Annotated in this window: 19 protein-coding genes; 8 read left to right on the top strand and 11 right to left on the bottom strand. The window is 46.0% G+C overall.

What is annotated here, in order from left to right; genetic code table 11:
• Nucleotides 1–332: 332 nt before the first annotated feature.
• Together AACQ17_RS01650 and aspA are read right to left on the bottom strand one after the other, a co-directional pair.
• Entirely contained in the window at nt 333–1,646 is a 1,314-nt protein-coding gene (locus AACQ17_RS01650) for an anaerobic C4-dicarboxylate transporter family protein (protein WP_017042196.1), read from the bottom strand.
• Nucleotides 1,647–1,794: 148 nt separating this feature from the next.
• The gene (gene aspA, locus AACQ17_RS01645) at nt 1,795–3,249 is read right to left on the bottom strand and encodes an aspartate ammonia-lyase (protein WP_017042195.1); all 1,455 of its coding nucleotides are present in this window, start codon (nt 3,247–3,249) and stop codon (nt 1,795–1,797) included.
• Between the two features lie 479 nt (nt 3,250–3,728).
• Between aspA and AACQ17_RS01640 the strand changes: the two genes are divergently transcribed.
• Nucleotides 3,729–4,232 carry an FxsA family protein gene (locus AACQ17_RS01640; protein WP_038149154.1) on the top strand — a complete coding sequence of 168 codons (504 nt, stop codon included), beginning with the start codon at nt 3,729–3,731 and terminating at the stop codon, nt 4,230–4,232.
• Nucleotides 4,233–4,518: 286 nt separating this feature from the next.
• Nucleotides 4,519–4,731 carry a transcription antiterminator/RNA stability regulator CspE gene (gene cspE, locus AACQ17_RS01635; protein ID WP_013855834.1) on the top strand — a complete coding sequence of 71 codons (213 nt, stop codon included), beginning with the start codon at nt 4,519–4,521 and terminating at the stop codon, nt 4,729–4,731.
• 96 nt (nt 4,732–4,827) lie between these two features.
• Here the strand turns inward: cspE and trmL are convergent, their stop codons facing one another.
• From trmL to AACQ17_RS01620, 3 genes are all read right to left on the bottom strand, one after another.
• Nucleotides 4,828–5,304 (bottom strand): tRNA (uridine(34)/cytosine(34)/5-carboxymethylaminomethyluridine(34)-2'-O)-methyltransferase TrmL, encoded by a 477-nt coding sequence (gene trmL, locus AACQ17_RS01630; RefSeq protein ID WP_013855835.1) that lies wholly within the window; start codon nt 5,302–5,304, stop codon nt 4,828–4,830.
• Nucleotides 5,305–5,403: 99 nt separating this feature from the next.
• Nucleotides 5,404–6,804, bottom strand: a complete 1,401-nt coding sequence (gene cpxA / locus AACQ17_RS01625; protein ID WP_094147189.1) for an envelope stress sensor histidine kinase CpxA — start codon at nt 6,802–6,804, stop codon at nt 5,404–5,406.
• Nucleotides 6,804–7,490 carry a response regulator gene (locus AACQ17_RS01620; RefSeq protein WP_013855837.1) on the bottom strand — a complete coding sequence of 229 codons (687 nt, stop codon included), beginning with the start codon at nt 7,488–7,490 and terminating at the stop codon, nt 6,804–6,806. The genes cpxA and AACQ17_RS01620 overlap by 1 nt, the downstream gene beginning before the upstream one ends.
• A gap of 183 nt (nt 7,491–7,673) precedes the next feature.
• Between AACQ17_RS01620 and AACQ17_RS01615 the strand changes: the two genes are divergently transcribed.
• The 3 genes from AACQ17_RS01615 (at nt 7,674) to pfkA (ending at nt 10,425) form a co-directional block, all read left to right on the top strand.
• Entirely contained in the window at nt 7,674–8,171 is a 498-nt protein-coding gene (locus tag AACQ17_RS01615) for a CpxP family protein (protein ID WP_017049227.1), read from the top strand.
• Nucleotides 8,172–8,293: 122 nt separating this feature from the next.
• Nucleotides 8,294–9,202: a CDF family cation-efflux transporter FieF gene (gene fieF, locus AACQ17_RS01610; protein ID WP_010318335.1), complete on the top strand. Its 909-nt coding sequence runs from the start codon at nt 8,294–8,296 to the stop codon at nt 9,200–9,202.
• 260 nt (nt 9,203–9,462) lie between these two features.
• Nucleotides 9,463–10,425 carry a 6-phosphofructokinase gene (gene pfkA, locus AACQ17_RS01605; protein ID WP_026027886.1) on the top strand — a complete coding sequence of 321 codons (963 nt, stop codon included), beginning with the start codon at nt 9,463–9,465 and terminating at the stop codon, nt 10,423–10,425.
• A 111-nt stretch (nt 10,426–10,536) separates the two neighbouring features.
• Here the strand turns inward: pfkA and glpX are convergent, their stop codons facing one another.
• A complete protein-coding gene (gene glpX, locus AACQ17_RS01600) occupies nt 10,537–11,544 on the bottom strand; it encodes a class II fructose-bisphosphatase (protein ID WP_013855841.1) in 1,008 nt (335 codons plus the stop codon).
• 317 nt (nt 11,545–11,861) lie between these two features.
• Here glpX and zapB point away from each other — a divergent pair, with 317 nt between their 5' ends.
• The gene (gene zapB / locus AACQ17_RS01595) at nt 11,862–12,104 is read left to right on the top strand and encodes a cell division protein ZapB (RefSeq protein ID WP_013855843.1); all 243 of its coding nucleotides are present in this window, start codon (nt 11,862–11,864) and stop codon (nt 12,102–12,104) included.
• A gap of 118 nt (nt 12,105–12,222) precedes the next feature.
• Here zapB and metF read toward each other — a convergent pair whose 3' ends face one another.
• From metF to AACQ17_RS01580, 3 genes are all read right to left on the bottom strand, one after another.
• Nucleotides 12,223–13,113 carry a methylenetetrahydrofolate reductase gene (gene metF, locus AACQ17_RS01590; RefSeq protein ID WP_017043191.1) on the bottom strand — a complete coding sequence of 297 codons (891 nt, stop codon included), beginning with the start codon at nt 13,111–13,113 and terminating at the stop codon, nt 12,223–12,225.
• Nucleotides 13,114–13,358: 245 nt separating this feature from the next.
• The gene (locus tag AACQ17_RS01585; RefSeq protein WP_094147188.1) at nt 13,359–15,770 is read right to left on the bottom strand and encodes a bifunctional aspartate kinase/homoserine dehydrogenase II; all 2,412 of its coding nucleotides are present in this window, start codon (nt 15,768–15,770) and stop codon (nt 13,359–13,361) included.
• The gene (locus AACQ17_RS01580; RefSeq protein ID WP_094147187.1) at nt 15,770–16,936 is read right to left on the bottom strand and encodes an O-succinylhomoserine (thiol)-lyase; all 1,167 of its coding nucleotides are present in this window, start codon (nt 16,934–16,936) and stop codon (nt 15,770–15,772) included. Before AACQ17_RS01580 ends, AACQ17_RS01585 begins: the two co-directional genes overlap by 1 nt.
• 393 nt (nt 16,937–17,329) lie before the next feature.
• Between AACQ17_RS01580 and metJ the strand changes: the two genes are divergently transcribed.
• Entirely contained in the window at nt 17,330–17,656 is a 327-nt protein-coding gene (gene metJ, locus AACQ17_RS01575; RefSeq protein WP_010318342.1) for a met regulon transcriptional regulator MetJ, read from the top strand.
• Between the two features lie 148 nt (nt 17,657–17,804).
• On the opposite strand, the gene AACQ17_RS01570 is transcribed toward metJ, so the two are convergent.
• A complete protein-coding gene (locus AACQ17_RS01570) occupies nt 17,805–19,082 on the bottom strand; it encodes a malic enzyme-like NAD(P)-binding protein (RefSeq protein ID WP_026027888.1) in 1,278 nt (425 codons plus the stop codon).
• Nucleotides 19,083–19,287: 205 nt separating this feature from the next.
• Nucleotides 19,288–19,503: a 50S ribosomal protein L31 gene (rpmE, locus tag AACQ17_RS01565; RefSeq protein WP_010318344.1), complete on the bottom strand. Its 216-nt coding sequence runs from the start codon at nt 19,501–19,503 to the stop codon at nt 19,288–19,290.
• Between the two features lie 268 nt (nt 19,504–19,771).
• Between rpmE and priA the strand changes: the two genes are divergently transcribed.
• The gene (gene priA, locus AACQ17_RS01560) at nt 19,772–21,973 is read left to right on the top strand and encodes a primosomal protein N' (protein WP_013855848.1); all 2,202 of its coding nucleotides are present in this window, start codon (nt 19,772–19,774) and stop codon (nt 21,971–21,973) included.
• Nucleotides 21,974–22,010 lie beyond the last annotated feature (37 nt).

Here is a 22,010-nt window from a genome sequence, read left to right as displayed (position 1 = left end):
CTTGCTCAGATATCTGTATAAATTCTAAGGTGAGTTTTAAAGCGTAACTTTGTCTTGCTTCACAAAAAAATAGTACCGAGTTATACACCATTTTTTTAGGGAATTTAATTTAGGGTAATTGAGTGTAAATAATGGAATTATATTCTTACGCTTTTTATTCGAAGACATGGAGATAGGCGGATAATCGTTGTAGGGTAAATATATTGAAATTTTATTCATTAAGCTGAATGAGTGAAGAGAAGTAATTAATGAGTGATATATTGATATGTATCAAAATTTGATACGTGAGAAATAAAAAGGGAGCCAAAGCTCCCTTATAACAATAGTAGAGATTACATCAAAATATTGGAGAACAACAAACCAAAACCAATACTAAACACCATGCTTAACAAGCCTGGGAGCATAAAGCTGTGGTTGAAAATATACTTACCAATACGAGTGGTACCAGTCCGGTCAAAGTCGATAGATGCGATGATAGGGCCGTAGTTTGGAATGAAGAAGTAACCGTTAACGGCAACGAAAACCGCAATAATAATGGCTGGTGGCAAACCCAAGGTTATTGCAACAGGGACTAACACGGCTGTTGTTGCGCCTTGGCTATTGACCATCACCGACAGAGCAAATAACGCGAACGCGAATGTCCATGGTGCGACTTCCACTAAGCCAGAGACCGCTTCTTTGACCATGGCACCATGGCCGGCAATGAAGGTGTCACCTAACCAAGCGATACCGAAGATCGCCACGATGGCACGCATACCTGCATGGAATACGGAACCTTGGCTGATGGCGTTGCCGTCAGGTTTGCACAGTAAAATGATCAGCGCCGCGATAGACAGCATCACGATTTCAATCGTGTGCGCCATCCCCATGGCTGAGCCGTTAAATTGTGGGCGCAAGCTAGGCAATGCACCCATCACCACCACCACAATGGCACCGAACAAAAATAGCCCGACCGATTTTTTCGCTTGTGGCGTGATTTGAATATCAGCAATTGATACTTCTTGTTCCATCTCTGCGCGAAATTCTGGGTCTTGCAAGCGACGTTGATATTCTGGGTCGTCTTTCAGTTCAACACCGATTTTATTGACGAATAAGCACGCACAAGCCAAACCAAGAATGGTACTTGGGATGGTGATCATCAACACATCCGTTAGCGTGATGCCTTGTGGTTCTAAGAAGGCGACTAACGCCACGACGGCGGCCGCAATTGGGCTAGCTACAATCGCAAATTGTGACGCGATCACCGCCATACCTAAAGGACGTTCTGGACGAATACCACTGCGACGGCTCACTTCAGCAATAACGGGCAGTACTGAATAGGCCACGTGACCTGTACCAGCCATCATTGTAAAAAAGTAAGTTACCAAAGGGGCGATGAAAGTGATGTGGCGAGGGTTTTTATGCAAAATGTTAGTGGCAATTTTGATCAAATAATCTAAACCGCCAGCCGCTTGCATTGAGGCTGCTGCTGCAACCACGGCCATGATCATTAACATCACATCAATCGGTGGGCTGGTTGGTTGCATGCCAAATCCAAAGCTCAGTACAGCAAGGCCAATACCGCCCATCACACCAAGCCCAATACCACCAATCCTTGCACCAATTAGGATACATCCTAATACGATAAGGAACTCAATTAAGAACATCTTATACTCCTAAAGATAATGAAAAATAGGGTCATTCTACAGGTTCAGCGATATTGAACGGTATGCTTTGCGCCATGATGTAACGCAATTTTTTCTCACTTAATAACTTGTAGAAAGTAAAAAGGCTCTGAATCAGAGCCTTTTTTGATTATTCGTAGCGTTTCGCTTTGTACTGAGGGCGCATAAAGTTTTCGACGGACAAGATGTCATCGAGCTCTTCGGCGGTGAGTAAGCCTCGCTCAAGCACCACTTCACGTACGCTCTTACCCGTTTCCGCACAAATTTTACCCACGATGTCACCTTCATGGTGGCCAATATATGGGTTAAGGTAAGTCACGATACCGATAGAGTTGAATACGTAAGCTTCACACACTTCTTTATTGACAGTGATGCCGTCAACACACTTGTCACGAAGGTTTATGCAGGCGTTTGAAAGAATTTCAATTGACTCAAACATGCTTTGTGCAATCACAGGTTCCATCACGTTTAGCTGTAATTGGCCACCTTCTGCGGCAAAGGAAATAGTGTTGTCGTTACCAAGTACTTTAAAGCACACTTGGTTGACCACTTCAGGCACCACAGGGTTTACTTTTGCAGGCATGATGGAAGACCCAGCTTGCAGTTCAGGTAGGTTCAACTCGTTTAGACCCGCTCGAGGGCCAGATGAAAGAAGACGCAAGTCATTACAGATTTTAGAGAGTTTCACAGCAAGGCGTTTTAGCGCGCCATGCGCCATAACATAAGCTCCGCAGTCAGAGGTTGCTTCAATTAAATCTTCCGCTGGTACCACAGCTAAGCCAGTCACCGCAGCAAGGTGTTTCACCGCCGCCGCTTGATATCCCGGCGCCGCATTCAGGCCAGTACCGATCGCTGTTGCGCCAAGGTTGATCTCAAGCAGCAGTTTAGAGGTGTACTCTAGGTTGCGGATCTCTTCATTAATGGTGACCGCCCAAGCGCGGAACTCTTGACCTACGGTCATCGGTACGGCGTCTTGCAATTGAGTACGACCCATTTTCAAAATGCCAGAGAACTCTTGGCTTTTTAGCTCAAACGCACCTTTTAGATAGGCAATAGAATCAATCAGTTTCAGGATGCTATTGTATACCGCAATGCGGAAACCAGTAGGGTAAGCACAGTTGGTTGATTGGCTTTTATTAACGTGGTCATTGGGGTTGATGAACTCGTATTGACCCTTTTCTTTACCCATCAATTCCAGAGCAAGGTTTGCGATCACTTCGTTGGTGTTCATATTGACAGAAGTACCGGCGCCGCCTTGGTATACGTCTGACGGAAATTGATCCATGCACTTACCTGTTTCTAGGATCAAGTCACACGCTTGGAGGATGTAATTAGCCACTTGGCTTGGAATGACGCCGAGCTCTTTGTTGGCTAGCGTGGCGGCTTTTTTGGTCATCACCATACCGCGTACAAATTCAGGCACATCAGAAATGGTTGATTTTGAAATATTAAAGTTTTCGATAGCGCGCAGTGTATGAATGCCGTAATACGCGTCAGCAGGAACGTGACGTTGACCTAATAGATCTTCTTCGATACGAGTGGCTGAGTTAGCTGTAGCAGCTGTCGTTTCTGATAGGGTAGCCATAACAGGATCCTTAGAGAATTATTCTGATAATTAGTGAAATTATTAGCCATTTCTGCAGTTTAAGAATCCATTCGTCAGAATTTTAGGCTGGAAAATCCGTCCTGACTTCTGTGGCACATCATACTCAACCTAGATTTAAAAAATAGTAAGTGGATCACCTTTTAGGTCAATATTTTATGAAAATTTGATACGCACTCACATGCGTTATTTTTAGGTTTTAAAAACAGTTATCGCGTTGATAAATAGTTGTGATGCCGGCGGTTGGATTTGTCTGTGTGGTATGAGATTTGTTCAGGTTTTGTTAGCAAAATGAGCGAATGAATGGATTTCAGATAGAGCCAATATTCGGTCTATTTTAAGATAGATACTGGCTCTATTTAGTCATTTAGGCTGCGAGGTGGTGCTCTTTGATTGAGCGTTGAGTGTTGTAGTCGCCTGTGGTTGACGGTAAGGTGAGAGCAATAAACAAAGGAGGGCGTGTGTTTCCAATCTTACTTCTGGCTTTTATTTTTGTGCCAATCATTGAAATTGGTCTCTTTATCCAAGTAGGCAGCTTGCTAGGTATGTGGCCAACTATCGCCTTGGTGCTGATTACGGCATTTGTTGGTGCATCATTGGTTCGTAGTCAAGGGATACAAACTTTACTTAGCGTTCAACACCGTTTGCACCAAGGTGAGCTACCTGCGCAGCAAATTATTGAGGGCGTGATGCTGGCGGTGGCGGGTGTGCTACTTTTAGTACCGGGTTTTTTGACCGATGCACTTGGTATGGTGGTGTTATTGCCTGCGCCTCGGGCTTTGCTTGCCAACTATTTGATGAATAAAGTGGTGGTGAATGGTGTATCAGGCCGTTTTCAGGCGCAGTTTGATGATAGCCGTCATAACAAAGCCCCATTTGATCGTGACTTTGAACCATCTGAAACGGGAAAAACCTTCGAAGGTGAATTTGAACGTAAAGATGATGAGCATAATAGGTTGAAATAAAAGACTTTTTATGGTGTTTCTTACTCTATTGTTTTGAGTTGTAAAAATTAAATGCCGAAATAGATTGCTTAGTGCAACGTTAGCGAATATAGTTACCTCGCTCTGTTGTTCAGGGGTTATTAATGAAACAAAAAATAAAAGTAAAAGTAAATTCTCAGAATCCCATCGTAAAAGTTGATGTCCTCAGTGTTTCCCTTACCTTATTAGTAACATTAAATAATTCAATCTATCAGTGCATTGCGCATAAGCGCGATAACTTTATGAATTTAAATAAAAGGGACACATTATGTCTAACAAAACAACTGGTTCTGTAAAATGGTTTAACGAAACTAAAGGTTTCGGCTTCCTTACTCAAGATAACGGCGGCGCTGACGTGTTCGTACACTTCAATGCAATCGCTTCTGACGGTTTCAAAACTCTAATTGAAGGCCAAAAAGTGTCTTTCAATGTAGAAAACGGTCAAAAAGGCCTACAAGCAGCTCAAGTAACTGTTCTGTAATCTAGCCTAATATCTAGAATTAATAAAAAGGTCGCCTAGGCGGCCTTTTTGCTATTTGGTGATTTATCTTCCTACCGTTTTAGAGCACTAGCGCTGTTATTGCGCACCTTCAAAGCCCATTTGACGCCACGCTTCAAACGCAATAATAGCTACCGCATTAGAGAGATTTAAACTGCGAGCTTCTGCCATCATCGGAATACGAATACGTTGTGTCATCGGTAGGCTTTCGATGACTTGCGCTGGTAATCCACGAGTTTCTGGGCCAAACATCAACACATCTCCTTTTTGAAACTGCGCATCGACGTGGTGCCCCGTGGTTTTAGTGGTACAAGCAAAAATCCGGTACGTTTCGCGCTCTGCATTGAGGTAGTCCATAAAGGCATCCAAGTTGGCATGACGCGTTACGCGCGCTAAATCGTGGTAATCAAGCCCTGCACGGCGCACTTTCTTCTCTTCTAGATCAAAACCCAGCGGTTCAATAAGATGCAAATTAGCGCCGCAATTGGCACACAAGCGAATAATATTTCCGGTATTAGGGGCGATTTCAGGTTCGTAAAGTGCGATATCAAACATGGTATAGCTGCTCTTAAGGAGTGTGGGCCGGAAGTATAAGGTGACGAGCCTATTGAGTACAAGTCACCCGTTATTTGGCGATATAGGCATAAGTGGAATTTAACTATCCAATGGGAGCGTGAATTGTACTTTTAACCCACCTAATTGGCTGCGGCTTGCGTGAATAGTACCGCTGTGTTGACGAATGGCACTTTCGGTGATGGCTAAACCTAACCCTGTACCACCACTGTGCCTATCACGCGCAGTGGAAACACGATAAAAGGGGCGGAAAATATCGTCTAACTCGTTTTCGGGAACGCCTTCACCATTGTCTTCCACGCAAACCGATAGTCTGCCTTTTTCGACCGAAAAGGTAATATTGATTTCATCTTTGCCATAGTAAATGGCGTTACGCACAATGTTTTCCAATGCGCTCATCAGCAGTTTTGGTGTACCGGAAATCGTGTGCGGTGGAATCGCATTATAGGTGAGTCTTTTTTCCATCTGCTCCGCCTCAAATTGGGCATCACTCAATAATTCCTCCCATAAACTGGATAGCGGTTGAGTTTCTCGGCTGAGATGGCTATTGGTTTGCATACGCGAAAGCGTCAGAAGTTCACCGATCATCTGCTCTAAACGCTGTGCTTCGGTGTCGATCCGCTCCAATTCTGAGCTGCTACCTTGTTTTCGAGTGGCAAGTGCATTGGCCATTCTCAGTCGAGTTAAAGGGGAGCGCAGTTCGTGTGAAATATCCGACAGCAATCGCTGCTGGCCAGAAATCATCTGATTGACGGCTTCTACCATTTGGTTAAAGCTTTTTCCTGCTTGGCGAAATTCACTGGTGCCTTTTTCTAAGCTTGGGTCGACCACAAATTCGCCGCGAGCGACCCGTTTGGCGGCTTGCTCGAGGCGGCTGGCGGGTTGACTCAATGCCCATGCGAGCCATAAGAGTAGTGGTGTACTGACGAGCATCACGGCAAGCAGTAGGCCGAACGGACGGTCGAATAGTTGCAATAAGAACGGAGGGGGCTCATTCCAGCGAATACCGACAAACATGAGTAGATCTTGCTTAGCAAGGGTAATTGGCAATGGACCTGAAATCATATAACGGCCATAGAGCTTCTGTTGTGGCTTATCAATGGATTCAATGCTGGTCACGAAATTTTGGAGTGCTTTAAACTTAAAGTCGGCTTGAGTTTTGGTGGTGAGGATTGTGCCATCTGGCGTTGTGATAAAGAATTGTGGAGTGCCGTTCTTCTCGCGCATGTGCCCTTCACTACGCTTGTTGCTGCTACTTTCTAAACGAAAGAGGATGCGTGTGAGTTCATGCTCATCTTTAAACATACTCTCTATTTTCTGTTTTAAGTGTGTAAGACGTTGGTATTCATCGCTAGGTATATCACGGGTTTTACGAGGATCAAGGTGCGGCAGTGCTAATACTGCGATCAGCACCAGCAGCATCGTAAACCAAAAAATGGCAAAAATTCTGCCATAAAGGCTGTTGATTTTAGGTAGGCGCATTAATCCTCCAGAATCATGAGGTAGCCACGACCACGCAGCGTTTTAATCCGTGATTTACCATCGACACGCTCAGGTAATTTTTTGCGTAAATTCGAGACGTGCATATCAATCGCGCGGTCAAAGGCCGCCAACCGTTTTCCTAGAACATCAAGGCTGAGCGCTTCTTTAGTTAAGGTTTCGCCTGGGTTTTGCACAAAATGAGTCAGCAAGGCAAATTCCGTGGTGGTAAGGTCCAGCAATTGCCCTTGGCAATAGGCTTCCTGCTTGCTGGGGTATACTTGAATATCTTGGCACTCAATGACTTCATTATGTTTGGTGCCATTGCTGGTTTGGGTTCGGCGCAAAATCGCGCGAATGCGTGCCAGCAGCTCTCGGTCACTGAAAGGCTTCGGTAAATAGTCATCCGCGCCGAGTTCTAGACCGATGACGCGATCGATCTCCTCTCCTTTGGCGGTGAGCATTAATACCGGGGTATGCCAGTTTTCACGTAACTTTTTCAGCGTTTCCATCCCATTAAGCTTAGGCATCATTACATCGAGTAAGACAAGATCAATGCGATCATGAATGGCCGCGAGCCCGCTCTCTCCATCATTCGCTTCAGAGACATCGAAGCCTTCATAGCTCAAGACTTCTTTTAGTAAGCTGGTGAGCTCAGTATCATCATCAATCAGAAGAATATGCGCCATGTGTCGCCTCGTCGTTGGGGAAGTTATGGGTACAGTTTACTGCGAAATAGGCAAGATATTCAGTGAGCGGTAAGCTCTTTACGATTCTTTACGCTCACTATACGTTGCTTTACCGTACAGGCCCTATTCTACACTCAAGCGCTGTGAATACAGCTTGTTAGAATCCACTTAGTGAAGGAATAGATGATGAAAATGGCAAAAAAATTAGTACTTGCGGCGGTGATACTTCCTCTGACTCTTAGCACAGCAAGCGTCTTTGCATTTGGTGGTAAAGAGCAGCATAAAGGTCCAAATGATGAGTGTGGCGGTTTTGATCGCGGCATGATGCAGCAGCTTGATTTGACGTCTGATCAACAAGCAAAGTTGAAAGGAATGCGTGAGGCGAATCGCGAAGCGATGAAGGGTGAGCACAAAGGTCAACGCCAAGCGAAAATGAAAGCGCACCATGACAAAGTACAGGCTCTCGTGCTCGCTGAGAACTTTGATGCGGCAGCGGCAAATGAACTAGCCAAAGAGATGGTCGATCAACAGGTCGCTCACCGTGTCAAGATGCTAGAAAAACGTCATGACATGATGAGTGTGCTAACTCCGGAACAAAAAGCAAAACTGCAAACGCTACAACAAGATCGCATGCAGAAGTGCATGGAAAATGGTCCTAAGCACATGAAAAAAAATAGCTAGTCATTGATAACCGCTAATCATTGATAATAGGCCTCGGGTGAGGCCTGTTCATTTTTGTGTCATATTCATTCTTAATTTGAGAAGGTATACTACCTGCTCATTCTCAAGCTGATTTTAGTGATATGAAACAAGAATACGCACGCCTTGTTACGCTTGCTGCCTGGACAGCAACCCTTGTAGCCTCATTGTTGCTGATAGTAAAAGTGATCGCTTGGTGGGTTACTGGCTCGGTCAGCCTACTCGCATCCTTGATTGATTCCTTACTTGATATTGCCGCTTCCGTGGTCAATTTAATCGTGGTGCGTTACGCACTGCAGCCCGCAGATAAAGAGCACGCCTTTGGTCATGGTAAGGCGGAATCGCTTGCGGCTCTTGCCCAAGCGATGTTCATTTCAGGCTCGGCCTGTTTTCTTATCCTCAATGGGGTTGACCGTTTTTTCCGCCCACACGAATTAACTTCTCCTGAATATGGCGTTTATGTCAGCCTGTTTGCAATGCTAGTGACTTTTGGCTTAGTGTTGTTCCAAAAGCATGTCGTGAAAAAAACGGGCAGCCAAGCCATTGCCGCGGATTCATTGCATTACCAAACTGATCTGTTCATGAATGCGGCGATTATGATCGCGCTCATATTGAGCTGGTTTGGCTTTAAACAGGCCGATGCCATCTTTGCGATCGGCATTGGCGTTTATATTCTTTACAGCGCTTTTCGTATGGTGCAAGAGGCCATTCAGACCTTATTGGATCGTAAGTTACCTGATGAGGAATTGAAGCAAATCCGCACAGAATGTCTTTCTGTGGCTGGTGTGTTGGGTGTGCATCAATTAAGAACTCGCATGTCTGGACCTGTAAGATTCATTCAGTTACATCTGGAACTAGATGACAATATCCGCTTGATTGAGGCGCATCGCATTTCCGATGAGGTGGAAGATAAGCTACTCGAGGCTTTCCCGGGAGCTGATGTATTAATCCACCAAGATCCTTATTCTGTGGTGTTTGGACCAGAAAAAAAGCAAAAATCACAAGGGTGGTAGCGACAAAAACGCGCTTATTAACTATCTTTTTAAGAACAATAAATAAGCCTGATTCTGATATGAATCAACAAAGCATTAACTCAAAACTGTAATACTCTTACATAAGTAGCAAACTTACATAATTTCGTGCAAATAACAGTAGTATTCCTCTTTAGGAAAGGTAACATTATGCACAGATTAGAAAGATTTTGCTGTCGGTTTTATCGCTAACGGACAGCGTAAAAAATTAGTATTAAGTTCCCAAAAAATCGAGGGTGAGCATGATTAAGAAGATCGGTGTTTTGACTAGTGGCGGTGACGCACCTGGCATGAACGCAGCAATCCGTGGTGTTGTTCGTACGGCACTCGGTGCTGATTTGGAAGTATTTGGTATTTACGATGGCTACCTTGGTCTTTATGAAGATCGCATTAAAAAATTGGATCGTTCAAGCGTTTCTGACGTTATCAATAAAGGTGGTACTTTCCTAGGTTCTGCGCGTTTCCCTGAATTTCGTGAAGTCGCAGTACGTGAAAAAGCGATCGAAAACCTAAGAAAACATGGTATTGATGCTTTAGTTGTCATCGGCGGTGACGGTTCTTACATGGGTGCGAAAAAGCTGACCGAAATGGGTTTTCCATGCGTTGGTTTACCAGGCACGATTGATAACGACATTGCTGGTACCGATTACACCATTGGCTACTTAACGGCATTGAATACGGTTATCGATGCGATTGACCGCTTACGTGATACTTCCTCTTCTCATCAACGTATTTCTATTGTTGAAATTATGGGTCGTCATTGCGGTGATTTGACTCTGATGTCGGCGATTGCAGGCGGTTGTGAATACATCATCACCCCTGAAACTGGCCTGAATATGGAGCAACTGATTGCAAATGTTCAAGACGGTATTAAGAAAGGTAAGAAACACGCCATTATTGCACTGACTGAGTTGATGATGGATGCTAACCAACTGGCGAAAGAAATTGAAAAAGCAACGGGACGTGAAACTCGCGCTACCGTGCTGGGTCATATTCAACGCGGTGGTCGCCCGACGGCGTTTGACCGTGTTCTTGCGTCACGCATGGGTAATTTTGCGGTACATTTACTGCTTGATGGCCACGGTGGTCGTTGTGTTGGTATTCAGAAAGAGCAGTTGGTTCACCACGATATTATCGACGCAATTGAAAATATGAAGCGTCCAGTTCGCACTGATTTGTATAAAGTGGCTGAAGAGCTGTTTTAATCGCTTCTTCCATCTCGGTATAAAGTGAGTAAATAAAAAAGACCGCATTGCGGTCTTTTTTGTCTCTCTATGCTTTGTCGTTAAAATAAAACAGAGCAAAGCACTGGCGGATTACAAAATGATCGCGCGCACTTCTGGGTCTTTGCGCTCTAAGTAGTGAATTGATTTAATACGGCGAATGGTACGACAGCGGCCACGAATTAATAGCGTTTCTGTGGTGGCGATGTTGCCTTTGCGGGTAATACCTTCCAGCAGATCCCCTTTGGTGATACCAGTAGCTGAGAAAATGACGTTATCACTGCGGGCCATCTCTTCCATTTTCAGCACTACGCCAGCTTCGACACCCATTTCCGCGCAGCGAGCTAACTCTTTTGCACCGTAAATGCGGTTTTCTTCCGTATCGCCTTTGACTTCATGACGTGGTAGTAGACGGCCATGCATGTCACCATCTAGAGCTCGGATGACCGCGGCTGAAACCACTCCTTCAGGTGCACCGCCGATGCAGTACATCACGTCGACTTCACTATCAGGCATGCAAGTTAGGATCGAGGCGGCGACATCGCCATCTGGCACAGCAAACACGCGAACACCCATCTCTTGCATCTGCGCTATGGTGGCATCATGGCGAGGTTTCGCTAAGGTGATCACAACTAGAGTATCTAATGGTTTATTCAGCGCGGCGGCGATATTTTCTAAATTCTCTTTTAAAGGCTTATTGAGGTCAATGCACCCTTTAGCGCCGGGGCCAACCACCAACTTTTCCATGTACATATCAGGTGCTTTAAGGAAGCTGCCTTTTTCGCCAGCCGCCAAAACAGCCAATGCGTTTGACTGGCCCATTGCCGTCATGCGCGTACCTTCAATAGGATCCACTGCGATATCAACCGCATCGCCACCAAGGCCAACAAGCTCGCCAATGTAGAGCATTGGAGCATCGTCAATTTCGCCTTCACCGATTACAATTTCACCTTGGATGTCGGTTTTATTGAGTAGGTTGCGCATGACTTCTACCGCTGCGCCATCGGCCGCATTTTTATCGCCTCGGCCAAGCCATTTGTAACCTGCCAGTGCGGCACCTTCAGTGACTCGAGAGAATGCCATTGCTAAATCGCGTTTCATGCTAGCTCCAAAGAAAAGGGAATAGGAAATTTCGGCGGGAATTTTAGCATATCAAATAGTAAACGTTTGCTTTTTTAGTTCACAAGGATTGCACTTGATCAAAGCTAAGCCTCAAATTGAGCAAATCCATGGCCAGATAAAGTGTTTTTCGGCCTAGGCTTGGCGCTTAAGTGAGTTGACGGTTAAGTTGAGCCGATTTTTTAGCCAAATAGCGAGAAAATTTGCATATAGTGAGTGTTTCTGAGCGCTGTGCTGAGTAGAATGAACCAATAAGTGAAATTTTGTTCACCTCAACCGAATAACTAAGGGTATGCACCATGTCTTTTGAAGTATTAGAACTACTAGAAGCAAAAATTCAAACCGCAGTTGACACTATCGCACTTCTACAAATGGAAGTGGAAGAGCTTAAAGAAGAGAAACAGCAGCTCGTGAATGAAGCGAATGAGCTAAAAGTAGCGCGTGAAGAGCTTGAGCAAAAAGCGCAACAAATGGAGCAAGAGCAGAGTGCATGGCAAGATCGTATTCGTAGCTTACTTGGTAAAATGGACGACGTGGAATAATCTGCTCGCTTAAGTGATACCACAACGCCGACATCAAGTCGGCGTTACTTTTAATCAATCATCGCGTTTTATCACGAGCAACATTTACCAATAATAGCGTTATGAGTGCAGAGAAAGTTTATGCTTTCGGTCTTACGCCCAACGTATGGCACAATGCGTAGGTCATTTCAGCGCGATTGAGCGTATAGAAATGGAAGTCTTTGACGCCTTCACGGCTTAAAATGCGAACCATGTCAATTGCTTGGCTTGCACCCACGAGCTGGCGTGTGGTTGGGTCATCATCTAATCCGTTAAATTGTTTCGCCATCCATCCGGGGACTTTAACGTTGTTTTGCGCGGCAAAGCGAGAAGCTTGTTTAAAGTTTGATACCGGTAGAATGCCCGGTACAATTTCAGCATCAATACCAGCAGCTACGCAGCGGTCGCGAAATCGTAAGTAGCTTTCAACATCAAAAAAGAATTGAGTAATTGCGCGGTTTGCACCTGCATCAATTTTGCGTTTTAGATTGACCAGATCGGATTGCGCGCTTTTCGCTTCAGGGTGGACTTCTGGAAATGCCGCAACTGAAATATCAAAATCATGGCGAGATTTGAGTAGAGTCACTAAGTCGGAAGCATACATTTCTGGTTTGCCGCCACCAGCGGGGATGTCGCCACGCAGCGCAACTATGTTCTGGATGCCGTTGTGCCAGTAGTCATCGGCAATCTGAATCAGCTCATCGCGAGAGGCATCAATGCAAGTGAGGTGCGGTGCTGCAATAAGGCCAGTTTGATCTTTAATCTCTTTAATGATCGAATGGGTGCGGTCGCGCTCGCCAGAGTTTGCTCCGTAAGTCACAGAAACAAATTTAGGTTGCAGGGTTTTTAAACGGTGAACGGAATTCCACAATGTCTCTTCCATTTGCGCTGAGCTGGGTGGAAAAAACTCAAATGAGACATTGATATTATCTGATAGCTCAGCCACGTTCTGGTTGAGTGCATCAATATGACCGGCGTGCGTGTATCCCATTTTATTTCTCCCTGTGGCGTTCTTCCGCCAATCTATCATTCCTTAAGTTGACGTTTAGACGTCTATATGTCCACAGAATGTATTGAATAGCATTTAATGTCAACACTGTAATTATGAATATTATTCATGTTGATTGTGAGTGACCTTCAAGTCATGCTCAACCTCGGTATGCATGACCTAATATCATCCTTTCGCAGTTAAATTAAGGAGCCTAGTGGCCCCTTAATCTGGAATAAGCTGGAGTGTTACAGCAAGCTTGACAGCAAGTTGAGGTCCGATTGGATAGCTCCTGCTGTCACTTCTCTACCAGCGCCCGGGCCACGAATCACTAACGGGTTATCGCGATACCATTTACTCTCGATAGCAAAAATGTTGTCACAAGGTAAAAGGTTAGCCAAAGCGTGTTCACGCTCTAAAGCTTCAACCCCCACCGTTGCTTTGCCATTTTTCTCAAGCCTTGCGACATAGCGTAGCACTTTATCTTCACGTTGTGCTTTGGTTAGTCTCTCGGCTAATTTTTCACTCAGCAGTTGGCCTTTGTCTAAAAAGTCATCCAGTGAGAGGTGCTTGAGCTCATCAGGAACCAGTGATTCAACTTTGACATTTTCCGGTTCGATATGTAATCCCGCTTCACGGGCTAGGATCACCAGTTTGCGCATTACGTCTGAACCATCCAGATCGCTGCGCGGATCAGGCTCGGTAAGTCCTTGTTGCCATGCTAAATCGACCAGTTCGCTAAACGGTATTGAGCCGTCGAATTGCTGAAATAACCAAGATAAAGTGCCAGAGAAAATACCAGAGAGGGCGACGATTTCATCACCGCTTTCACGCAAATCACGTACCGTGTGGTTAATGGGTAAGCCTGCGCCAACCGTCGCGTTGTAGAGCCAATGGCGGCTAATTTTCGCGAACGCTTCTTTTATTTGGTGGTAATCGACGCTAGAGGAAGAGCCCGCGACTTTATTCGCTGAGATGAGGTGCATCCCATTTTCAGCAATGTTGAGGTAGTGATCAGCCAATTCTTTGCTTGCGGTTACATCGAGCACAACCGCTTCGTCATATCCTTGAATATTGCTTAATCGTTGTAGCCAAGTCATTCCTTCACTGGCAATCGCTTCATCGTCAAAATGCTTTAAAACCGATGCCGCATCAATACCTTGTTCATCAAACCAATAGGTTTGGCTATCGACCACCGCGACCAACTCGAAGTTCATGCCATGGCGTTTTTCTAACTCTGATTTTTGTTCAGCAAAAAGTTTTAACCAACTCGAACCAATGTTGCCTTTGCCACACAGTGCCAGTGCGACTCGTTTTTGCGCCTGAAATAGTTGGTTATGCATACCCACCACTAAGGGGGTGATCGGCGTTTTACGCAGTACTGCGACTAAACTCAGCCCAGATTCGGCTTCACAGATAAACTCGATCGGTGATGAACGTAGCTGTTGATAAAAGCCGTAGCAGTGATTGGGGTTTTTCGTCACTCCCGCACCCACGGCACCGACTAATGAAAAGCCTTCTTTGAGTTTAATTTCTGCTTCAAAAGCGGCATCTTGCAGATGGGCTAGGGCTCCACCTGAAATCTCAGCAGTATAGGCAAGGCGCAGTTGGTGTTGATCGGCTTGAGTATCGAAAGCTAGCGGTTCGAGTTGAGCACGACGCAAGCTGCGTAGTACATCATTTTGTAGGCGCTGGAAGTCATGCCCGTGAGCAAAATTAAGCTCAATCAACAGCACATCATCAAGTGAAGTAATGATTTTGGCACCGCGTCCCGATGCCAATACACGCTCAATACGAGTCGATCCTGCTTCGGGTTGATAACTGCAGCGCAAGTGCAAATCCATGGTGCTTTGCGCCACGGGCTGCAAAGTTCGGCTGTGTAATACTGGGGCGGCAAGGCGCGCTAACTCGTTGGTTTCGTCCAAACGCAGTAGCGGCAGTAAACAGGCATCACTAACAATGCGCGGGTCGGCGCTATAAACACCGGCCACATCACTCCAAATCGTTACTCGGTTTACTTCCGCAAGTGCGCCGATCATAGTGGCGGAGTAATCGGAACCATTGCGCCCAAGTAGCACAGTATCACCTTGTTCACTGCGAGCCATAAAGCCTGTGATGATCACTCGGTGATGCGCGTGTTGTGCCAAAATTTCTTTCAGCAAAGGGTAGGAGCAAGCGCGATCTACTTCCGGTTGTGTGCCTGCTTGCGCGCGAAGAAATTCGCGGGCGTCTTGTGCCACAGCCGCAAGATTATGTTGATTGAGTAACGCCGCCAATAAGCGTGATGACCACACTTCACCATGGCCAAGTACCGCCGCTTGTTGAGCTAGCGATAGGGGCGCGCAAAGCTGACCCAAGGTGCGAATTTCGTTGGTGAGTAAAGTGATGAGCGGTTGCGCTGCATCTTCATCGAGCAGCGCGTTGATTAAATCGATTTGGTACTGACGGACCGATTGCAAGTTCTCATGAGCTACTCGGCCATCTTTATTGAGAGCGTCGAGAAATTCGATTAAACGATTGGTGGTTTTTCCTGCGGCAGAAACCACCACCAAATCATCAGCTTGAGAATACTCTTTTAAGATATTAACGACCCGTTTGTAGCATTCAGGATCGGCAAGGCTGCTACCGCCAAACTTGTGCAATTGACGTAGGGCAGTCATTAATAGGCCTCCTTCGCTTTAGCAAAGGCTTGAGCGAGATCGTCAATCAAATCTTGGGCATCTTCTAAGCCGACCGATAGGCGTAATAGCTGCTGTGAAACACCGGCTTCGGCCAACGCTTCTTCGCCCATCGCTCGGTGAGTCATCGAAGCGGGGTGGCAGATTAAGCTCTCCACGCCTCCTAATGATTCTGCCAGTGAGAATAATGTTAACTGAGAGACAAAATATTTGAGCTGTTCAAAGCTGCCCGCAAACTCAAAACTTAGCATAGATCCAAAGCCAGATTGCTGCTTTTTCGCTATCTCATGGCCAGGATGCTCTGGCAAACTCGGGTGATAAATGACCTTTACTAAGGCTTCGCTTTGCAGATAGTCCAAAATGGCACGTGAGCTTTCCTCATGGACGCGCATTCTTGCGCCTAAGGTACGAATGCCACGCAGCGTCATATAGCTATCAAAAGGGGTTCCCGTTGAGCCAAGGCAGTTGCCCCACCATGCTAGCTCTTCAGCGTGCCGCTCTGTTTTGGTGATAACAACTCCGCCAATCACATCGGAGTGGCCATTGATGAATTTGGTGGTGGAGTGGATGACAAAATCTGCGCCCAACTCTAATGGTTTTTGGAAAACTGGCGTTAAGAAGGTGTTGTCAACCGCCACTAATGCACCGACGGCGTGTGCTTGTTGGCAAATATCAGCAATATCTACCACGCGAACTAATGGGTTGGATGGGGTTTCAATGAGTACCAATTTAGGTTTTTTCGCCAAAGCGGCCTGCAAAGCGTTTGGATCGGATTGATCAATAAAGAGTGTCTTAAAATCGCCTTTTTTGGCGCGTGTATTAAACAGGCGATATGTGCCACCGTAACAGTCATGCGGGGCCACGATCAGATCGTCAGGACTTAAAAAGGCGGAAACCCATAGATTCAGCGCCGAAGTGCCACAGTTAGTCACCACCGCGCCTTGACCCGATTCGAGTTCAAACAACGCTTTTTCGAGCAGACCTCGATTCGGGTTGCCAGAGCGTGTGTAATCGTATTTAGGTACTTCACCAAACGCAGGAAAGCTATAATTTGTCGAAAGATAAATTGGAGGCACAACAGCATGATATTGAGAGTCGGATTCAATACCGGTTCTAACGGCGATGGTGGCTGGCTTGCGAGTGGTCATGACGGTTTCCTTACTTAATTAAACTCAATAAACTGACTTTTATTGAGGGGTTCCTGCTTTATCTGGGGACAACGAAAGGGCAACGTCCATTGTCTCGAGTATTAGCTATATCCGATAGTGCGTGAGATTGCTATCCCCTTTCTAACTTGAAGTTGCTGCGATGTTGGCTAGATTCACCTACTTCAATCACATAGTCTGGCTGCCTTGACTTGTCGCTCTGCTGAAATTTCAAGTATTTCGGGTATCTCTTTGTCGATAATGGCACACTTTACTGAACTAAAAAGAAGACGTCAATATATCTAGACGTCTATATGTCTTTGCTTGTGGCGGTAAATCCCGCTAAAATCCAACTTTCAAATTTTTAACGACCAATTACGATAACGAAGGTGCGCAATGGCAGACTGGAATGGGGAATACATTAGCCCATATGCTGAACATGGGAAGAAGAGTGAGCAAGTCAAAAAAATCACCGTTTCAATCCCATTGAAAGTGTTGAAAGTATTAACTGATGAGCGCACTCGCCGTCAAATCAATAACTTACGCCACGCAACGAACAGTGAGCTGCTGTGTGAAGCCTTCTTGCATGCTTATACCGGTCAACCTTTACCGACCGACGAAGATTTGAGAAAAGATCGTCCAGACGATATTCCGACGGAAGCAAAAGCATTAATGACCGCCATGGGCATTGAATTTGAAGCGTATGATGATGAAGAAGTGTAGCGCGTAATTGCGGTACAACGAGATAAAATCGAGAGGATACTGGGTAAGTTGCCATTGTGACTTTGGCTCTGTGTCTCAGAATATAAAAAAACCGCTGAAAGTCAGCGGTTTTTTTTCGAGCGAGGCATTTAGCCGCTCAAGCTTGTGATTATTCTTGCATGTAATTGACAGGCATCTCGATTCGAGCGACGCCAGAGTCAACCGCTGCTTGAGCAACCGCTTTAGCAACACGAGGCAGTAGGCGTGGGTCCATCGGTTTTGGAATGATGTATTCAGGGCCGAAACTTAACGCTTTTACGCCTGCAGCTTTCAACACTTCAGCCGGCACTTCTTCTTTAGCCAGTTCACGTATCGCCTCAACTGCGGCTAGCTTCATTTGGTCATTAATTTCACTAGCACGGACATCCAAAGCGCCACGGAAAATAAATGGGAAGCACAACACATTGTTGACTTGGTTTGGATAATCGCTACGGCCTGTGCCGAGAATTAAATCGTCACGTACCGCGCGTGCGAGTTCCGGTTTAATTTCTGGATCCGGGTTTGAGCAAGCAAATACGATCGGTTTATCGGCCATTAATTTTAGCGCTTCGGCAGGCAGCAGGTTGGGGCCTGACACACCTAGGAATAAGTCAGCGCCTTCAATCACATCTTCCAGTGTGCGTTTGTCGGTGTTATTAGCAAACAACTGCTTATATTCATTAATGTCATCGCGACGAGTATGAATCACACCTTTGCGATCAAGCATGTAGATTTTTTCACGCATTGCGCCGCACTTAATCAATAGTTCCATGCAAGCGGTGGCTGCTGCGCCAGCGCCAAGACAGACGATAGTGCATTCGTTGAGTTTCTTGCCTTGCAGTTCAATCGCATTGAGCATGCCAGCTGCGGTAACAATCGCAGTGCCGTGTTGATCGTCATGGAAAACAGGCACATTACAGCGTTCGATCAAACGGCGTTCAATCTCAAAGCAATCTGGTGCTTTGATATCTTCTAAGTTGATGCCGCCAAAGGTGTCGGCGATGTTGGCAACCGTATCGACAAATTCATCGATTGTGCGGTGTTTTACTTCAATATCAATTGAATCAAGCCCAGCAAAGCGTTTAAACAGTAGCGCTTTTCCTTCCATGACGGGCTTGGAAGCCATCGGACCTAAGTTACCTAAACCAAGAATAGCCGTGCCGTTTGAGATCACAGCGACGGTGTTGCCTTTCGCAGTGTATTTATAAACGTTGTCGATGTTCTGTGCGATTTCACGAACCGGTTCAGCGACGCCCGGGCTGTAAGCTAAAGCAAGGTCTTCAGCCGAGTCGGCAGGCTTAGTTAGTGAAATGGCAATTTTACCCGCGGTTGGGTAAGCATGGTAATCGAGTGCGCGTTGGCGAAATTGTTCTTCTGCCGTTAATTCTTGGTGAGTGTCATCAGACATAGGTATAAGTGCTCGTGTTGGATTGGAAAAGGTCCATAATTCTAATGGATGTCGCTCAAACTTCCTAGGCGGGAACCTGACGTGCTTCATCAAAAAATGGAGAAAATGTCGCAGATAAGACCAGTGCGTACTGACAACTATACAAAAAATGCCAACAAAAAAGGATGCCGAAGCATCCTTTTTTAATTTTCTAGCAAAAAAGAGATTATTTGCTAGAAAGAGCACCGAAACGCTTGTTGAAGCGATCTACACGGCCGCCAGTATCAACGATACGTTGCTTACCAGTGTAGAATGGGTGACATTTGTCACACACGTCTAGGTGGATAGAATCTTTGCCTAGCGTTGAGCTGAACTCGAAAGAGTTGCCGCAAGAACAAGTCGCGCTAACTGCTTTGTACTCTGGATGGATACCAGCTTTCATGGGATAACCTCAAATTGGGCCGCGTCGCTATCCGAATCTATGCCGGACACCACACGTAGTTAATAAAAAAATGTTGATACCGCTGACTGCTTAACATCAAGCAAGAAGCCATATCATCAAGGCGCGATATATTAATGAATCCTCTTCAGTGGATCAAGCCATTTCGCCGCTATTTTCGCCACATTTTTGTCCAATGACGAAGCTCGAATTTCGGTGACGCATCCAGTAGACTGTCTTTTCACATTTTTTGTAGAACGAACGGTCGATTATGCGCCCCACCATTGCACGCGTTGCCTTACCTGTCCCATTGGATAAGCAGTTTGATTATCAGATCCCAAGTCATCTGTTTCCGATTGTTGGTGGACGAGTGTCGGTGCCATTTGGTCGGCAAACTCTGGTGGGTATCGTCACCGCTATAGTCAGTGAATCTGAGTTTTCAGTCGATCAATTAAAGCCGCTAAAAGCGGTGCTCGATAGCCAGCCAGTCTGGCCAGAGAAACTCTATCAATTGCTGTTGTGGTGTAGCCAATTTTATCAATACCCATTAGGAGACACGCTATTTAATGCCTTGCCTGGCGCATTACGCAAAGGGAAAGCGGCCGATTTTTCGACCTTAGTGGAGTGGCAACTGACGCCCAGTGGGCGCGATCAACTCATGCAAGGATTCGGGCGAGCGGTAAAGCAAGCCAAAGTGATGACGATGCTGGAGTCTGGCGCTGTGCCCCATCAACTGTTTATTGATGAAGAGGTAGGTAGCAGCGTACTCAAAACCTTACAAGAGAAAGGCTGGATAGAATCACTGGAAAAACGGCCGACACTGACGGCTTGGCCGCAAAATGTTGAAGCGGATGTGGAAAAGCCCAAGCTCAACCAAGAACAAGCGATCGCGATTGCTTCAATTAATAGCCATCATCATTTTGCATGCTATTTACTTGAAGGGGTCACCGGTTCAGGGAAAACCGAAGTTTATCTAAACTTAATCAAGCCCGTTTTAGAAAAAGGACGTCAGGCATTGGTACTGGTGCCTGAGATTGGTCTAACACCACAAACCATTAACCGCTTTCGTAAGCGATTTAATGTGCCAGTTGCCGTGGTCCACTCGGGGCTCAATGAAACCGAGCGCCTCAACGCGTGGTTAGCGGCGCGTGATAATATCGCGGGCATTATTATTGGTACTCGCTCAGCGCTGCTAACGCCTTTTGCAGACCTAGGTATCATCATTGTTGATGAAGAGCACGACGCTTCGTATAAACAGCAAGATAGCCTACGCTACCATGCAAGAGATGTCGCGGTAATGCGTGCAAATCTTGAGCAGATCCCGATTGTGCTCGGTTCTGCCACTCCAGCATTAGAAACGTTGCATAATGCATTGAGTGGCAAATATCATCACTTAAGCTTAACTCAGCGTGCGGGCGTAGCGGTTCCCACTAAAAACAAAGTGTTGGATGTGAAAGGCCTGTTTTTAGAGAGTGGTTTATCAGCGCCGCTGATTGCTGAGATGAGAAAACACCTCAGCGCTGGTAACCAAGTGATGCTGTTTCTCAATCGGCGCGGCTTCTCGCCTGCGCTGATGTGCCATGAATGCGGTTGGATTGCAGAATGCAAACGTTGCGATGCGTACTATACCTTTCACCAATACAGCAGTGACATGCGTTGTCACCATTGTGGCTCGCAACGTCCGGTGGTTCATCAGTGCCAAGGTTGTGGTTCCACTCAGTTGGTCACGGTTGGGGTAGGTACCGAGCAACTTGAAGCGCAACTGGCGCAGCTTTTCCCCGAATATAAAACGGTGCGTATTGATCGCGATAGTACGCGTCGTAAAGGCAGTTTAGAAAGTGCGTTATCATCGATTCGCCAAGGTGAGTATCAGATTTTAATTGGCACGCAGATGCTCGCTAAAGGGCACCATTTCCCCGATGTGACTTTAGTGGCGTTATTGGATGTGGATGGTTCGCTATACAGCAGTGATTTTCGCGCCGCCGAACGCTTGGCGCAGCTATTTACTCAAGTGGCAGGTCGAGCAGGACGCGCTAGTAAACCCGGCGAAGTGATTTTACAAACGCATCACCCGGAACACAGTTTGCTGCAAGCACTGTTGCAAAAGGATTATCGTCATTTTGCAGAAACCGCGTTAGAAGAGCGGAAAATAGCGATGTTGCCGCCTTACACCTATCTCACACTGTTTAAAGCGGAATCCAATCAAGCTTCGATGGTGGAAGAGTTTTTACGCCAAATTAGGCATACGTTAGAAGCGCATCCGTTATTTGATGATTCGTGCTTAGTATTAGGGCCAACCCCAGCACCATTGGCGAAAAGAGCGGGCAAATATCGCTGGCAGTTATTACTGCAAACTCAGCATCGCTCAAAAATGCAAAAACTATTGATGAGTGCTAAGCCTGCGATTGGACTGTTACCATTAGCCAAGAAAATTCGCTGGTCGTTAGATATTGAACCGCAAGATCTCAGTTAAACCTCAGTAGCGTTTTCGATGAAATGAGATGTAACAT

It is taken from the genome of Vibrio sp. V10_P2A27P122, assembly GCF_963874335.1.
GTDB classification, from domain to species: Bacteria; Pseudomonadota; Gammaproteobacteria; order Enterobacterales; family Vibrionaceae; genus Vibrio; species Vibrio anguillarum.
The sequence above is the reverse complement of the archived record's forward strand: the minus strand, read 5'-3'. Positions and strand labels throughout refer to the sequence as shown.

Coding starts and splice junctions, on each gene's coding strand:
- AACQ17_RS01570 (WP_026027888.1), bottom strand. CDS start 19,082: ATGTCTGATGACACTCACCAAGAATTAACGGCAGAAGAACAATTTCGC.
- metF (WP_017043191.1), bottom strand. CDS start 13,113: ATGGGATACACGCACGCCGGTCATATTGATGCACTCAACCAGAACGTG.
- cpxA (WP_094147189.1), bottom strand. CDS start 6,804: ATGCGCCTACCTAAAATCAACAGCCTTTATGGCAGAATTTTTGCCATT.
- AACQ17_RS01615 (WP_017049227.1), top strand. CDS start 7,674: ATGATGAAAATGGCAAAAAAATTAGTACTTGCGGCGGTGATACTTCCT.
- fieF (WP_010318335.1), top strand. CDS start 8,294: ATGAAACAAGAATACGCACGCCTTGTTACGCTTGCTGCCTGGACAGCA.
- glpX (WP_013855841.1), bottom strand. CDS start 11,544: ATGAAACGCGATTTAGCAATGGCATTCTCTCGAGTCACTGAAGGTGCC.
- AACQ17_RS01580 (WP_094147187.1), bottom strand. CDS start 16,936: ATGACCACTCGCAAGCCAGCCACCATCGCCGTTAGAACCGGTATTGAA.
- trmL (WP_013855835.1), bottom strand. CDS start 5,304: ATGTTTGATATCGCACTTTACGAACCTGAAATCGCCCCTAATACCGGA.
- AACQ17_RS01620 (WP_013855837.1), bottom strand. CDS start 7,490: ATGGCGCATATTCTTCTGATTGATGATGATACTGAGCTCACCAGCTTA.
- metJ (WP_010318342.1), top strand. CDS start 17,330: ATGGCAGACTGGAATGGGGAATACATTAGCCCATATGCTGAACATGGG.
- rpmE (WP_010318344.1), bottom strand. CDS start 19,503: ATGAAAGCTGGTATCCATCCAGAGTACAAAGCAGTTAGCGCGACTTGT.
- aspA (WP_017042195.1), bottom strand. CDS start 3,249: ATGGCTACCCTATCAGAAACGACAGCTGCTACAGCTAACTCAGCCACT.
- AACQ17_RS01650 (WP_017042196.1), bottom strand. CDS start 1,646: ATGTTCTTAATTGAGTTCCTTATCGTATTAGGATGTATCCTAATTGGT.
- priA (WP_013855848.1), top strand. CDS start 19,772: ATGCGCCCCACCATTGCACGCGTTGCCTTACCTGTCCCATTGGATAAG.
- AACQ17_RS01585 (WP_094147188.1), bottom strand. CDS start 15,770: ATGACTGCCCTACGTCAATTGCACAAGTTTGGCGGTAGCAGCCTTGCC.
- cspE (WP_013855834.1), top strand. CDS start 4,519: ATGTCTAACAAAACAACTGGTTCTGTAAAATGGTTTAACGAAACTAAA.
- zapB (WP_013855843.1), top strand. CDS start 11,862: ATGTCTTTTGAAGTATTAGAACTACTAGAAGCAAAAATTCAAACCGCA.
- pfkA (WP_026027886.1), top strand. CDS start 9,463: ATGATTAAGAAGATCGGTGTTTTGACTAGTGGCGGTGACGCACCTGGC.